Below are 14,458 nucleotides of genomic sequence, written 5' to 3'. Positions count from 1 at the left end.
AGGATACCGTTATGCTTCAGTTGGCCGAACTGCGTTCCCGCTGTCATGCCCTTGCCGAACAGTTCAATTCCCTCTGGGGGCGTCTTTGACCTGCCCACGCGGGAGGCGCGCCTTCAGGAAATAGAAACGATCATTTCCAGCCCCGACGCATGGTCCGATCAGGAAAAAATGACCCCCGTGCTCAGGGAAAAGAGCCGTCTGGAAGCGGAAGTCGCCCGTTTCCGCGAGCTTCAGGCAAGCTATGAGGAAATGGAGGAGTGGCTCGGCTTTGTTTCCGAGGGCGAGGAAGAGGCCCTGGAAACTCTGAGCGAACAGGCCGATATTCTGGAAAAGCTTTTGACGGAAACGGAAATGACCGTGCTGCTCAGCGGCGAGGCCGATCACATGGACGCTCTTCTGGACATTCATCCCGGAGCGGGCGGCACCGAGGCCCAGGACTGGGCGGAAATGCTGGAACGCATGTACCTGCGCTGGGCTGAAGGGCATCACATCAAGGCCGAAATCGTGGACTTTCTGCCCGGGGAAGAAGCGGGCATCAAGGCCGTCACCATACGGATGCAGGGCGAGAACGCCTACGGCCTGCTCAAGGGCGAGAAGGGCATTCACCGGCTCATCCGCATTTCTCCCTACGACGCTTCCGGCAGAAGACACACGTCCTTTGCCTCCGTGGACCTCATTCCCGACGCCGGGGAGATTTCCAACATCGAAATCAAGGAAAGCGATCTGCGCATCGACGTGTACCGTGCCTCGGGCGCGGGCGGTCAGCATGTGAACAAGACCGAATCGGCCGTGCGCATCACGCATCTTCCCACGGGCATCGTGGCCCAGTGCCAGAACGAACGTTCGCAGCAGAGCAACCGCGAAAGCGCCATGCGCGTGCTTAAAGCGCGCCTGTACGCCTACGAGCAGAGCAAGCGCGACGCCGCGCGTCAGGCCGATTACGCAGGCAAGGACGCCATCGCCTTCGGCAGTCAGATACGCACCTATACGCTCCAGCCTTACCGGCTGGTCAAGGATCATCGCACGGGCTGTGAATGCGGTGATGTGGACGCCGTGCTGAACGGCCGCATCGACACCTTCCTGCGTGATTACCTTCTTTACCAGCACGAGCACAGCCGCCAATAGGCGTTTTTCCTTGCAAGGCAACGGATTTAGGGTTATAGAGAATTGGCTTGCCGTGATGGAGTTCCCCGGGGGCATCCCCTGAATCATAATCCTTCTCCCTGCCGGCACGCCTCGGCAGGTCAATACCGTATGACGGAGATGTCATGAATAAAAGCGAACTGATCAAGAATCTCGCCGAACAGTCCAACGTGTCGCTGGATGAAGCTACCCTTGTGGTCAATACTTTTGTCGACTGCATGAAGGAGGCTCTTCTGGCCGGCGACCGTGTGGAAATTCGCGGCTTCGGCAGTTTCAAGGTTAAAGAATACGGTTCCTATGCAGGGCGCAATCCCCGCACGGGCGACCGTGTGGAAGTCAGCCCCAAGCGTCTTCCCTTCTTCCGTGCCGGTAAGGAACTCAAGGAATACCTCAACAACGACTAGGCATTCCGTTCACGGCCTGCGGGCCGTACGGAAGCTCTGAGCGATCGTTTTTGCGGAAGGGCGCGGCGGCCTCCCTGGGAGGACAGAAGCGCTTGAAGGGCGTTTATCGCTTCCGCGGGGACTTGGCGAGATATTTCCGGGCGCGTGATGCGCGCGAAAAAGGCAGGTTTTGCGACCTGCCTTTTTTCGTGTCTTGGTTTCCCCGGGGCAGGGGAGCTTTTTTCTTGAGCTTGCGGGCATTGTCGCGTAAGTTCAGCCGAACGGAAAAAGGAAGGAATTATGTCACTCATGCGTTTTGTATCGTGGAACGTCAACGGCTTTCGCGCGGTCAGCAAAAAGCCCGACTGGGAGTGGTTTTCCAGGACGACGGCCGATGTGGTGGCCCTTCAGGAAACCAAGGCCTCCCCGGAGCAGATTCCCGCATCCCAGCGCGAACCGGAAGGCTGGCAGTCGTGGTGGTCGTCTTCCACGGTGAAGAAGGGCTATTCCGGCGTGGCCGTGTTCAGCCACAGGGAGCCCATGCGCGTGGAGCATGAACTGCCGGATCCCGATTATCACGGTGAAGGCCGCGTGCTGCATCTGGAATTTCCTGAACTGCACTTTTTCAACATCTACTTCCCCAACGGCGGAGAAGAGGTGGAGAAGGGCGTTTTCAAGCGCGTGCCGTACAAGATGGGCTTTTTCAATGCCTTTCTGGACTATGCGGAAGAGCTGCGTGAAGACAAGCCCGTGGTGGTATGCGGCGACTTCAATATTTCCCACCGGGAAATCGACCTGGCCCGCCCCAAGGAAAACGTGTTCAATACCGGTTTTCTGCCCGAGGAACGCGCCTGGATGGACCGTTTCGTGGAAGCGGGCTATGTGGATACCTTCCGCCATGTGCACGGCGATGTGGAAGGGGCCTACAGCTGGTGGTCGTACAAGACGCGGGCGCGTGAGCGCAATATCGGGTGGCGGCTGGACTACTTTTTCGTTTCCGCCGAACTGCGGAATCACATCCGCGATGCGTGGATAGAAAACGACGTATACGGTTCCGACCACTGCCCCGTGGGGCTGGCGCTGGAACTGTGAGTACATGCGGCGCATGCCGCATGCACGATGAGGCCGGGCGGGTGCATCCCGCCTTTTTTCCGGCATGTTCACCGGACAAAGAGTCATGTTGCGGGTGAAGCCGTAGGCGTGCGCTTTTGGGGAAGGATGTTTTCCTTCCTGCGCGCTGACGGATGCCGGCACTGTGTCATGGAAAAGCAGGCTGCCGCGGAACGTGTGGCAGGGCTTGGCGCGCGTATCCGGCAGGAAACGCGCTACAGGCTCTCAGACCGGCTTTTTCTTCTGAAGGCAGCCGGGAACCCGGCATACGGGTTTTCCGGCACGGAAACTGAGGACGGAAGGAATATGGATATCAGACTCTGCAGAACACAGGGCATAAAAAAAGCCCCGATGAAATCGGGGCAAAATATGGGGCGAATAACAGGGTTTGAACCTGCGACCCCCTGGGCCACAACCAGGTGCTCTGCCAACTGAGCTATATTCGCCGTGCAGAAAGAGTAATTATTCGATTGCAGAGGAATAGTCAAGCGTTTTTTTTGCAATCTTTTCGGAGGATGAGATTTTGGACAGTTTTATCATACAGGGCGGGGTTCCGCTCAAGGGCGTCATCGAGGTCAGCGGCTCCAAGAATGCCGCTCTGCCCATCATCATGGCGTCCATTGCCGTGGATGACGAGGTGACCTATACCAATGTGCCCGACCTTCGGGATATCCATACCACCATACGGCTGCTCAACATGCTGGGGCGGAGCGCGGAGCTGGAAAACGGCATCGCCACCCTGGAAGACGGCGTTGTGAAGCTGAAAAACGGCGTGGTCGTGGTGAAGAACGGCGATCTGGGCATGGAGGCTCCGTATGACCTCGTCAAGACCATGCGTGCTTCCGTGCTCTGCCTGGGGCCGCTTCTGGCCCGCAAGGGCGAGGCCAAGGTTTCCCTGCCCGGCGGCTGCGCCATAGGCGCGCGTCCCGTGGATCAGCATCTTTCCGCGCTGGAGAAGATGGGCGCGGTGTTCGACCTGGAGGGCGGCTACATACACGGCCGCTGCCCCGAAGGGCTGAAGGGCGCGCATATCCGCTTTGATTTCCCCACCGTGGGCGGCACGGAGAACGTGCTCATGGCGGCCTGCCTTGCGGAAGGGGAAACCGTGCTTGAGAACGTGGCGAGAGAGCCGGAAATCGTGGATCTGGCCCGCTTCCTGAACCGCTGCGGCGCGCATATCGAAGGGCAGGGCACCAACGTGATCCGCGTGCAGGGTGTGGAAAAGCTGCACGGCTGCACCTACGCCATCATGCCCGACCGCATAGAGGCCGGAACCTTCCTCATTGCGGCAGGCGTCACGGGCGGGGAACTTCTTCTGAAGAACTGCCCCCTTGCGGATATGGACGCCGTGGTGGAAAAGCTGCGTGCGGCGGGCATGGTCATTGAAGAGACGCCGGAAGGCGTGCTGGCCCGTGTGGGAGCGGACGGACTTCGTGGGGTGGACATCAGCACGCGCCCCCATCCCGGCTTTCCCACGGACATGCAGGCCCAGTTCATGGTGCTCATGTGCTGTGCGCAGGGTTCCGGGCTTGTGGAAGAGAACATCTTCGAGAATCGTTTCATGCATGTGCAGGAACTGGTGCGCATGGGGGCCGACATCCATGTGCGCGGTTCTTCGGCCATGGTGCGCGGCGGGCGCAGGCTGACCGGCGCTCCCGTCATGGCTTCCGACCTGCGCGCGGGCGCGGCGCTGGTGCTGGCCGCCCTTGCCGCCCAGGGAGAAACCCGGGTGCAGCGCATCTATCATGTGGACAGAGGCTATGAGCACCTTGCGGAAAAGCTTTCCGCCGTGGGCGCCCATATCCGCCGTGTGAAGGATCCGGATTGACGCACGGCCTTCCGGTACGGCGCTCCCGTGCCGGAAGGCGCGTTCAGGTCTATGAAAACCTTACCCTTACTGCCGCCGCTTCTTTTCCGTCAGAAGCTTCTTCTCGCCGCACTGGCCGGGTCTGTCTCCCTGCGCGACGTAATGCTGGGCGTCGCGTTTTTTCTTCTTCTTGTCGTGGTGTCGCACAGGGAACGGCCGTTGCGGTATCTTCTGCTCGGGGCGGCCTTTCTTCTGGGCTTCGGCCTTACCTTTTCCGCCCGTTCGGAGCCTCCGGCCTGTCCGTCATGGGCCGCCGTGCCCGGAAAGAGCGTGGGCGTCGAAGGCCGTGTCGCTTCCGTCACGGGGCTTCCCGGCGGAAGGGTGCGTGTGCTTATGGAAGGACTGCGGCCGTGGAAGAGCCTGCCGCCCATGTCCGGGGAAACGGAAAATGCCGTGCGGCAGGCCCTGGAACGCAGGGTGGACATGCCCCGGCCGGGACGCAAGAACTATCCCGGAGAAGTGGTGAAAGATGAAACGTCGCCTCTTCCCGACCTGGTGGCCATGACGCTGGATGCCGCCACCCTCAGCCATACCGGGCGCCCGGTGCAGGGGCAGACGCTGCGGGCGCTCCTGCGCCTGTATCCCGTAAGCGGCAGCCTCAATCCGGGAACGGGCGACATCGCCGTGTACTGGGCGGATCGTGATGTGCGGCACCGGGCCCGCCTGGACAGAAAAAGCGGTGTTCCCGTTTTCCTGGAATGGCAGGAAGGGGAAGGCTGGCTCTGCCGGGCCGCCCTTATCCGGGAAGAGTGGCGTGCCGCCCTGGTGCGCGCCCTTGCCGGGAATCTTCCGGAAGATGCGGCAACGCCGGAATATCAGACGGCGCGGCAGGGCGCCTTGCTGTTTTCGCAGGGGAAGGCCATGCTGGTGGCCCTGCTTTTCGGCGACCGCTCCTTTCTTGACCCGGAAACCGTGGATATCTTCACCCGGGCCGGACTGGTGCATTCCCTGGCGCTGTCCGGTCAGCATCTCTCCCTGGCGGCCATGGCCGGAGCGGCTGTGATTTTTCTGCTCTCCCGTGTCCTGCACGGCCTTTATCTTGTCAGACCGCGGCGCGTGCTGGTGGTGTCGGCGGGCATTCCCTTTGCTCTGGCCTATCTTTTTCTGGGAGGTGCGCCGTTTTCCCTCATCCGTGCCGCGTTCATGATGCTGGCGGCCGCCTTCTTTCTCTGTCTGCGCCGTCCTTCGGCTCCTCTGGATGCACTTTTCGCCGCCGCGCTGCTGCTTTTTCTCTGTTATCCGCTGGTGGCCTTCGATCTTTCCGCACAGCTTTCCGTGCTGGCGGTGGCAGGCATACTGCTTGTCATGCCGATTGATCTTGCGCTGTTGAAACGCTTTCCTTCACGGCCGGAAGGCAGGGGAAAAGCACCGTTCTCCCTGCCGCGCCGCATCGTGCACGCCTGCATCCGCTGGGCGGGAACCATGCTCCTGATCTCCTTTGCGGCACAGCTTGCCGTCATGCCCATACTCGTTTCCATGTTCGGGGTGGTCAGCCTCAATCTGTGGGAGAATCTCCTCTGGCTTCCGCTGCTCACCTTCATCACACTGCCGTGTGCCGCACTGGGGCTGATACTGCTTGTCGTCTGCGGAGCGCAGCCTGTTTCCTCTCTGCTTTTCAGCGTCGCCGCCTTTCCTGCCGATGCGGTGCTCGATCTGCTGTTTTTTCTGGGGGATGCCGGTCAACTGTCCCAGGTCCAGTTCCTCCGGCCGTCATCTCTGAGCGGCCTCGGTTACGGAGCCGTGCTTGTGGGGCTGGCGATTGCCGCACAGGCCGCACTCTGCAGGAAGAAGGCCGGATCCGCGGTCAGGAGACTTCTGGTCGCAGGCCTGCTGCTCATGCCCGCAGGGCAGCTTCCCGTATGGGTGGACAACGTGCTTGCCTGGTATGAGCAGCGCGTCACGCTGACGCTCCTTGATGTGGGGCAGGGGCAGGCCGTGCTTCTGTCCTATCCGGGCGGCAGAGTGCTGGTGGACGGCGGCGGAAGCCCTTCTCCGTTCTTTGACGTGGGGCGCAGCATTCTTGCTCCGGTACTCACGGCAGGACGCATGCCGTACCTTGATGCCGTAGTCGTCAGCCATACGGATATGGATCATGCGCGGGGGCTGCGCTGGATTCTGGAGCATTTCAAGGTGGGCTGCCTTTACTGGTCGCCGTATTCCGCGTCATCCGCAACGGCGGAAGGAGAGGCCCTGCGAAGGATCGCCCAGAGCAGGGGCATTCCCGAAAAGGTACTGACCCGGGGCGATGTGCTGAGGCTGCATGACGACGTGTGCCTTGAAGTGATCTGGCCGGATATGGAGGTTCTGCCCACCCTGCACCGGAACGGCAGGGCCACGGACAACGAGGCTTCCCTTGCCCTCCGCCTGACAAGAAACGGGGAAGGGCTGGCCCTTCTGTGCGGAGATATGACCACGCCGGCACTTCGCCGGCTGGTGGAGACGGGGCAGGACCTGCGTGCAGGCGTGCTGGTGCTTCCTCATCACGGTGCGGCATCCAGCTTCCAGACGGCGTTTTATGATGCCGTGAACCCCGATGCGGCGCTTGCCTCATCGGCGGCCTTCCATCGTTTCGGTTTTCCCAGCCGCAAGGTGCGGGAAGAAATGAAAAGCCGCAGTATTCCCCTCTACAGCACGTCCCAGAGCGGTGCTCTGCGCGTGAGCTGGACAAAGAACGGCGACATGGAAATACGCCCCGCGGCCTGAACCTGCAGTGTTTCGGGAAAAAAGGGCGCCATGCGGCCTTTTCTGCATAGGCCCTGATAAAGAAGCCGGATCTTACGCCGCCAGGCTGCTTCCCCGGAGAAAAGGCGGAAGAAACGCCCGCAGCAACAGGTGTTGACCCTTTTCCATGCCCGTGCAGCCCTTGGGGGGAGTCTTTTCCTTACTGAAAGCGTCACCGGAGGGAAGGGAAAACGGCCTTCCTGCTGGACTGCCGCCCTGAGGAGAAGGCACAGGAAAGGGCCTGAGGTGGCTTCTCTGAGCAGAACAGCCGTTTTGAACATCAGGCAGGGAAGGGGACGGAAAGTTCGTCAGATGCCGTTTTCAGCGCTCTTCAACGGCCATTCCCAGAGCGCGCAGCTCTTCCACCAGACGTGCTCCCATGGAGGATATGGCCTGTTCGCATACGGGGGAAAGGCCTACGGCCATGGTGTGATAATCGAAAGGCTGCATGCCGTAGACCACGCCTTCCGGCCTGTGGCCGAGCATGTCGCAGTAGATGAGCGTGTCCACAAGGTCGGTCTGATGCAGGGAATCGCGGAAGCTCATGCTCTTTCTCAAATCGTTATCCGTCAGGCGGCAGATGCTGCCGGGAGCCTTGTCGCAGAGTACGGCGTCGAGCACATAGACGCGGTCGCACTGCAGAAGCGCATCCATGAGGCCTATGCCCAGGGTGCCGCCGTCCAGCAGCGTGACGTTTTCGGGGAAGAGAAAGTGTTCGCGCAGCCATTCGAGGGCGCGTACGCCGATGCCTTCGTCGGTGAAGAGAATGTTGCCTACGCCGAGAATGAGTATGCGTTCCATGGTGTTTCCTGGAGGAGTGGGGGAAGCGGTGCGGTCGGGCATGGGCGGAGCGCTTTTGCGCCCTGCCTTTCCCTGCGGCAGGCCCTCTGTCGAGCGTTTTCCGGGCCTGGCCCGGCCCGGGGAAAGATGCCCCGCAGGGGAAGCTGAGGGGCCTTTCGTGCGGCTCTTTTGCGAGGAGGGGCGATGCCGTCCGGCCTTTCTGCCTTTTCAAAAAAAGACCGAAGAAGCGGAAAACGCCGTTTCTTCGGTCGGAAAAAGAACACCGGGGAGCCGAAGCTCCCCGGAAAGCAGTTACAGAACCTTGAAGTCGTAGCCCTGGTTGGTGCGGCCGTCGATGACATGCACGCCGCAGGCGATGCACGGGTCGAAGGAGTGCACGGTACGCAGGATTTCCACGGGGCGCTTGGGATCGGCCACGGGAGTACCCACAAGGGCGGCTTCCACGGCGGAGAGCTTGCCTTCGGCACAGCGCGGGCCGAGGTTCCAGGTGGAGGGCACCACGAGCTGGAAGTTGGCGATCTTGCCCTTTTCAATCACGATCCAGTGCGACAGGCCGCCGCGGGGAGCGTGGACGAAGCCCGCGCCTTCGGCATTCTGAGGCACCTGCGTGTTGATGCAGATCTTTTCGTCGCCCTTGGCGATATTGTCTTCCAGTTCCTGAATCCAGCTGCCGATGCCGTTGGCCACCACCACGGCTTCCACGCCGCGGGCGGCGGTGCGGCCCAGCGTGGAGAACAGCGCCTCAGGACCGACGTTCAGGGCCTTGAGCACGGTATCCACGGTGGAGGTGACGAGCTTGTCGCCCTGAGCGTAGGAAATGAGCATCTGGGCCAGAGGGCCGGTTTCCACGGCATGGCCGTCGTAACGCGGGGCCTTCATCCAGGAGTAGCGGTCCGTATCGCCGAGCTTCGTGAACTTGGGATCGGTCACGCCCTGATAGGGGACGCGGGCCTCTTCGCCTTCATACCAGCTGTGGCGGACGTGTTCGGAAATCTTCGAGGGATCGAAGGGGAGCACGGTGGAAAGATCGCGGTTGTAGATGACGCCGGGCTTGAGATAACGGGTGGTGAGGTCGCGTTCCTTGCCCGGGAATTCGCCGAAGTCCATGTAATCGGAAACGCCGCCGCCGATGGAGGCCCAGTCCTTGTAGGCTCCGGCCACGAGCAGCAGGTCGGGAATGTAGACCTGTTCCACAAAGGCGCGGGCCTTCTGGTACAGAGACTTGAAGAGGGCGATGGTGTCGGGCCGCAGGGCGTTGTAGCAGGTGACGCCGCCCGCAATGAGGAACTGCGGATGCGGGTTCTTTGCGCCGAACACTGCGGTGGCCCGGGCGATTTCCACCTGTACGCGCAGCGCTTCCAGGTAGTGGGCCGTGGCCACGAGGTTGGCCTCGGGTTCCAGATAATAGGAAGGATGCCCGCCCAGGAAGTAGGCGTTGGTGAAGGGGCCGAGCTGGCCGCTTTCCACCAGGGCCTTCACCTTGGCCTGTACGGCGCGCAGTTCCTCTTCACTGGTGGGACGCGGGGAAATGGAGGCGTTCAGCTTGGCGGCCTTGGCCGGATCGGCCTGAAGGGCGGAAGCCACGTCCACGAAGTCCAGCGCATGCAGGTGATAGAAGTGCACCACATGGTCGTGCAGGTTCTGCATGCCGAGCACCAGGTTGCGGATCAGCGAGGCGTTGCGGGGAATTTCAATCTGCATGGCGTCTTCCAGAGCACGGGTGGACGCCAGGGCATGGGTATAGGTGCACACGCCGCAGGTACGGGCGGTGAAGAACTGGGCATCGCGCGGATCGCGGCCCTTGAGGATGGTTTCCAGTCCGCGGAACAGGGTGGAGCAGCTTCTCGCGTCTTTGACGCGCCCGTTTTCCACTTCCACCTCGATGCGCAGATGGCCCTCGATACGGGTCAGCGGGTCCACCACGATGGGACCGGTGTAGGAACTCTGAGGAGTGGTTTTTGCTTCGCTCATGGTGGCATTACTCGCTAGTTTTCAAAGAAGGGGGTCATCTTGTCCCAGAAGTTCGGTTCGGAACAGCCGATGCAGGGATGTCCGGCGGCCACGGGCCAGTTCACGTCGTTGAACAGGGCCTTGGGGCAGTTGTTGTACGTCACCGGGCCCTTGCAGCCGAGCTTGTAGAGGCACCAGCCCTTGCGGGCTTCCTCGGAATCGAAGGAGGGCGCGAATTCCCCGGCCTCGAAGTGGGGCAGGCGTTCGCACAGTTCGTGCACGGTGTGGCCGAAGAAAAGCTTGGGGCGGTTCAGCGCGTCGAGTTCCAGCTTCATGCCGGCAAGCACGGCGGCGATGGTGCCCACAAGGTTCAGCGGGTTGGGCGGACAGCCCGGAACGTTGATGGCCTTGATGCCGAGATCGGCGAAGCAGTCGTTCACGCCCTTGCAGCCGGAAGGATTGGGCGCAGCGGAAGGAATGCCGCCGAAGCAGGCGCAGGTACCGTAGGAAATCACGGCCTTGGCGCCGGGCAGAACTTCCTTGTTGATGGCGTACATGGTCCTGCCGCCGATGGTGCCGTAAAGCCCGTCCATGGCGGTGGGAATGGCGCCTTCCACGATGCAGACATAGCCGTTGGGGTTCTTCATGGCCTGATGCAGAGCATCTTCGGCGGCTTCACCGGCGGCGGCCATGATGGTTTCCTGATAGTCGAGGGAAATGGTGTCGAGGATGAGCTCGTCGATATACGGCTTGCTGGAGCGCAGGAGCGCTTCCGTGCAGCCCGTGCATTCCGCGTCGTGCAGATAGATGACGGCGGGACGTGCGGCGGACGTGAGAGCCTTGGCCAGGCGGGGAGCGAAGGCAGGCCCCATGCCCATGGCGACAGCCACAGTGGAACAGAATTTCAGAAAGTCGCGGCGCGATACGCCCCGCTTTTCAAGGCGTTCTTCCGCGCCTTCTTTCCCCAGACCGATGGAGATTTGCATAAGGCCCTCCTGGCGCTGACATACAGGACTTGTCCGCGAAAGCTTCCATGGCGGCGGGAAGGTCGCGGCTTTTGCCGACGTTGCGTAAGGCAGAAAGTCATGCGCGGGCGCATGAGCTTCTACTGGTATCAGTTTCTGAAACTCTAACATCACCGCAGGGGCAGGTCAACAGAAGAGAATGTTTTTTCTCAAGAAATGATAGAAAAATCACATGGTTCCATGTATCATACAGAGAGGGCGCAAGTGCGGGAGATGACAGTCCTTTTTCCTTTCCTCCCCTGTGCAGGGGAAACGGTATGGCCGCCTTCTGCAAAGATTTTTTTGCAGGGCATATCTTTTTCCCGGCATGGAACGCCGCCGGAGGGCATCCGGGGAAGGGTTCCGCCTTTCTGTCCGAATGCTGCGTGTTCTCCTGCAGGGAGAGGGGCATGTAAGCCGGAGAAGATGGTGCGTTCCGTGCGCCGGAAGGGCGGTTCCTGCCTGCGCATGCCTTTCAGGCTGCGGGGGAACGTGCGGTCTTGCCGGAGCACGGACACAGGAAAAGACTCCCGGAGAAGGTCTGCGGGAAGGTATCCTCAGAGGCAGGGAGAATCAGTGTTTTTCGGCCGCACGCCCCGCAAGCATGGCCTTCAGTTCTTCCAGCATGCGTTCCGGCGTGATGCCCGTGATGCAGGCATTGTTTTTCGGGCAGGAGCCTGAGCCGTGCAGCGAGCAGGGGCGGCAGGGCATGTCGAGCTGCACCACGCGATCCTCAGGCCCGGAGGGGAAGAACCCCCATTCCCGGCAGGTGGGGCCGAACATGGCAAGGGCGGGCGTGTCCACGGCGGTGGCGATGTGCATGGGCCCGGAATCTCCGGTGACGAGCACGTCCGCCGCAGAAGTGAGCGCGCACAGGTCACGCAGGCCTGTTTTTCCGATGAAGCTGCGTTTTTCCTCTGCTTCCGGCAGACCTTCGCCCTGTCCCACCCAGAAGAAGGCGATGTTTTCCTGTTCCAGCAGCCCGGCAAAGTGCAGCCATGTTTCCATGGGCCAGGTCTTTGCCTCATGGGTGGCGAAGGGATGCAGCGCCACAAGGGGCGCGCCTTGCCGGCGAAGGGGGGCGAGGGTGTCGCAGGCCTGTTGCTTTTCCTCTTCGGTGAGGAAAATGCGCGGGCGCAGTTCTTCGGCGGAAGGGACGTCCTTCTTGTCATAAAGGCCTGTGGCGTAACGCTGGGGCACGTTGTAGCGGCGCAGTTCCTCCCCGAAGAACTTTCCCTTGCTCCACAGGAAGATGCGCCTTGCCAGCGCCATTTTGTTGTAGCAGATGATGGCGTCGCGCCAGATGCGCGCCAGCATGGCGGAACGCAGGTTGCGGTGCAGATCGAGCAGGGGGCTGTCGCGGTATTTTTCCATGAGCCCGCGGAAGTTCATGGCCTGTGCCTGACCGTGCAGGTCGTTTTCATCAAAGCCTATGACGTTGTGCACTGCCGGGTGATGGGCAAAGAGCGGTTCAAAGGCCTCTTTGGTGATGACCGTGAACTTCGTGCCGTGCTTTTTGTACCAGTCGAGAAGAACACCCGTGGTGAGCACCACGTCGCCCATGGAGCTGAACCGTACCGCCACCATGTGCCTGTTGCTGATCCTTGAAGAGTAGCGTGCCATGATACCTGCCTGTGGAAAAAGTGCCTTGCGTATCGCGGGAATGTCCGGGCCTGCCGTATTGTTGCAGGGATTCGGAGAGGACCGGGCATGTTTTTTTGTATGTTCCCCGCAAGGGCGCGTCAACCGCTTCTTGCGGGCCTGTCGACGTGCCGGGGGGCTGCGCAGCCTCTGCGGCATGGCCGTGCCTGTCGGAAAGGGGAAAGGCTGCCGGCGCGGGGCGGCTGCGCGGCATCGGTTGCCGGATTTCGGCCGAGGCTCCCGTCTTTTTCGGGACCCGTCAGAGAAGGCACGAGTCTGTGTTTTCCTTCTCGCAGACCGTTTTTTCTCCGGGACTTCTCAGGGGCATGCTCGGCGGCCCGGTTCACGGGAATAAAGCAGGCCCGGTGTCGTCATGAGGAGAACCGGTGCAGAAAGCTGGAGCCTTTTTCCGTGGTGCTGCACCGCCCGAGGCATTTTTCTGTGCCGGAGAGCATGGTTTTTGTCGCCGGAGGGGCATCCCTTTCCTCCATGCCCGAGGGAAGGGACTCCAGTCTTTTCTTGAGGAGCGACGCGGGGATGCGCTCTGGACGGAGCATCCCTTCCGGGACAGGTTGCCGGGGAGCGGGGAACGTTTTTTGCCGGTTCCGGTTCGGATGTGAAGAAAAGGCAGGCCCGGGCGCATCGGCGTCCGGGCCTGTTCGGAAAAGTTCTGCCGGAGGGAGGGCCTACTTCGTGCCGAAGATGCGGTCGCCGGCATCGCCGAGACCGGGGAGAATATAACCCTTTTCATTGAGACAGGTGTCGAGGGCTGCGGCGTAGATTTCCACATCGGGGTGTTTGTCGAGCACGGCCTTCACCCCTTCGGGGGCGGCCACGAGGTTCAGGGAGCTTATCTGCGTGCAGCCGCTGGCCTTGAGCACGTCGATGGCGGCGATGAGGGAACCGCCCGTGGCGAGCATGGGGTCAAGAATGAAGGCCACGCGCTGATCGATGCGGCGGGCCAGCTTCTTGTAGTATTCCACAGGTTCCAGCGTTTCTTCATTGCGGTACAGGCCGAGCACGCTGATCTTCGCGCCGGGCACCATGTCGAGCACGCCTTCCATCAGCCCCAGGCCTGCGCGGAGAATGGGCACGATGGTGATCATTTTTCCGGCGAGATAGTCCACTTCCACCTGACCGGCCCAGCCTTTGACCACCTTTTTTTCCGTAGGAAGATTCTTCGTGGCTTCGTAGGTGAGCAGACGGGCCACTTCCTTGGCCAGCATACGGAATTCGCTGGTGGAGGTGCTTTCCTTGCGGAGCAGACCGAGCTTGTGCCGGATGAGGGGATGGTCGACGATATGAAGAGCCATGGCGAAAATCCTTGTTTGAGAGAAACGCGGGATGCGCAGAGTACACAGACTATGCTGCCGTTATATCCGTGGCTTCCTGTTGCGTCAAGGCGCGGAATTCTGCAGGTATGCCGTCATGATGCCGGAAAAGCGGGATTTTTCACCGGAGGGAGGAGCAGAGGGGGCGGGTGCGACCCCGTTTCGTGAGTTTTTTCATGCTTCCTGAAGGGAGCTCCGACGGAGGGATGGCCCGGCAGAAAACGGGGGGCGTATCCGCCGTGTCTGACGGATGGTTTCAGAAGGGAGAGGGGATTTCCCGGCGGGAGACGGACGTTTTTTCCGTTGCCGCGGCGGAAGAGGGGGGGCTTTGCGCGGTACGCTCTTTCCTTTTTTCCGTGCGGTGCGGGCGCACGGAAAAAAGGGGCAGCCAATCAAACACCTGATGTCCGTACTGCCGTGCGGTACAGGCGCGTTGCCCGGCAGGAGCGCTGCTCTTTTTTACGGCAGGGGCTGGAGTTTCGGGCCGATGCGGAAGAAGCCGTCTTG

Annotated in this window: 10 protein-coding genes and 1 tRNA gene; 5 read left to right on the top strand and 6 right to left on the bottom strand. The window is 61.1% G+C overall.

The features are described 5' to 3' along the window. Positions 1 to 11 precede the first annotated feature (11 nt). The 3 genes from prfB to xth all read left to right on the top strand — a co-directional run bounded on the left by prfB (position 12) and on the right by xth (position 2,618). A protein-coding gene (gene prfB, locus Q0K07_RS01370; RefSeq protein WP_294555400.1) for a peptide chain release factor 2 occupies positions 12 to 1,125 on the top strand; the annotation gives its coding sequence in 2 pieces (ribosomal slippage) (positions 12 to 86 and positions 88 to 1,125; 1,113 coding nt in all). A gap of 143 nt (positions 1,126 to 1,268) precedes the next feature. After that, positions 1,269 to 1,547: an HU family DNA-binding protein gene (locus tag Q0K07_RS01365; protein ID WP_077071715.1), complete on the top strand. Its 279-nt coding sequence runs from the start codon at positions 1,269 to 1,271 to the stop codon at positions 1,545 to 1,547. Positions 1,548 to 1,826: 279 nt separating this feature from the next. Continuing rightward, positions 1,827 to 2,618, top strand: a complete 792-nt coding sequence (xth, locus tag Q0K07_RS01360; protein ID WP_294555397.1) for an exodeoxyribonuclease III — start codon at positions 1,827 to 1,829, stop codon at positions 2,616 to 2,618. Between the two features lie 388 nt (positions 2,619 to 3,006). On the opposite strand, the gene Q0K07_RS01355 is transcribed toward xth, so the two are convergent. Next, positions 3,007 to 3,082: transfer RNA gene (locus Q0K07_RS01355), tRNA-His, on the bottom strand. Positions 3,083 to 3,159: 77 nt separating this feature from the next. Between Q0K07_RS01355 and murA the strand changes: the two genes are divergently transcribed. Continuing rightward, a complete protein-coding gene (murA, locus tag Q0K07_RS01350; RefSeq protein WP_294555395.1) occupies positions 3,160 to 4,464 on the top strand; it encodes a UDP-N-acetylglucosamine 1-carboxyvinyltransferase in 1,305 nt (434 codons plus the stop codon). 51 nt (positions 4,465 to 4,515) lie between these two features. Next, positions 4,516 to 7,206, top strand: a complete 2,691-nt coding sequence (locus tag Q0K07_RS01345; protein WP_294555392.1) for a DNA internalization-related competence protein ComEC/Rec2 — start codon at positions 4,516 to 4,518, stop codon at positions 7,204 to 7,206. Positions 7,207 to 7,545: 339 nt separating this feature from the next. Here the strand turns inward: Q0K07_RS01345 and Q0K07_RS01340 are convergent, their stop codons facing one another. The 5 genes from Q0K07_RS01340 to upp form a co-directional block, all read right to left on the bottom strand. After that, a complete protein-coding gene (locus Q0K07_RS01340; protein WP_294555389.1) occupies positions 7,546 to 8,025 on the bottom strand; it encodes a HyaD/HybD family hydrogenase maturation endopeptidase in 480 nt (159 codons plus the stop codon). A gap of 291 nt (positions 8,026 to 8,316) precedes the next feature. Further along, positions 8,317 to 9,996, bottom strand: a complete 1,680-nt coding sequence (locus Q0K07_RS01335) for a nickel-dependent hydrogenase large subunit (RefSeq protein ID WP_294555386.1) — start codon at positions 9,994 to 9,996, stop codon at positions 8,317 to 8,319. A gap of 14 nt (positions 9,997 to 10,010) precedes the next feature. Next, positions 10,011 to 10,961 carry a hydrogenase small subunit gene (locus Q0K07_RS01330; protein ID WP_294555383.1) on the bottom strand — a complete coding sequence of 317 codons (951 nt, stop codon included), beginning with the start codon at positions 10,959 to 10,961 and terminating at the stop codon, positions 10,011 to 10,013. Positions 10,962 to 11,552: 591 nt separating this feature from the next. Continuing rightward, positions 11,553 to 12,602 (bottom strand): glycosyltransferase family 9 protein, encoded by a 1,050-nt coding sequence (locus Q0K07_RS01325; protein ID WP_294555379.1) that lies wholly within the window; start codon positions 12,600 to 12,602, stop codon positions 11,553 to 11,555. A gap of 704 nt (positions 12,603 to 13,306) precedes the next feature. Beyond that, positions 13,307 to 13,933, bottom strand: a complete 627-nt coding sequence (gene upp, locus Q0K07_RS01320) for a uracil phosphoribosyltransferase (RefSeq protein ID WP_077071724.1) — start codon at positions 13,931 to 13,933, stop codon at positions 13,307 to 13,309. Positions 13,934 to 14,458 lie beyond the last annotated feature (525 nt).

The organism is uncultured Mailhella sp. (assembly GCF_944324615.1).
In the GTDB taxonomy this organism is placed as follows: Bacteria; Desulfobacterota; Desulfovibrionia; order Desulfovibrionales; family Desulfovibrionaceae; genus Mailhella.
This window is presented reverse-complemented; position numbering and strand designations above follow the sequence as displayed.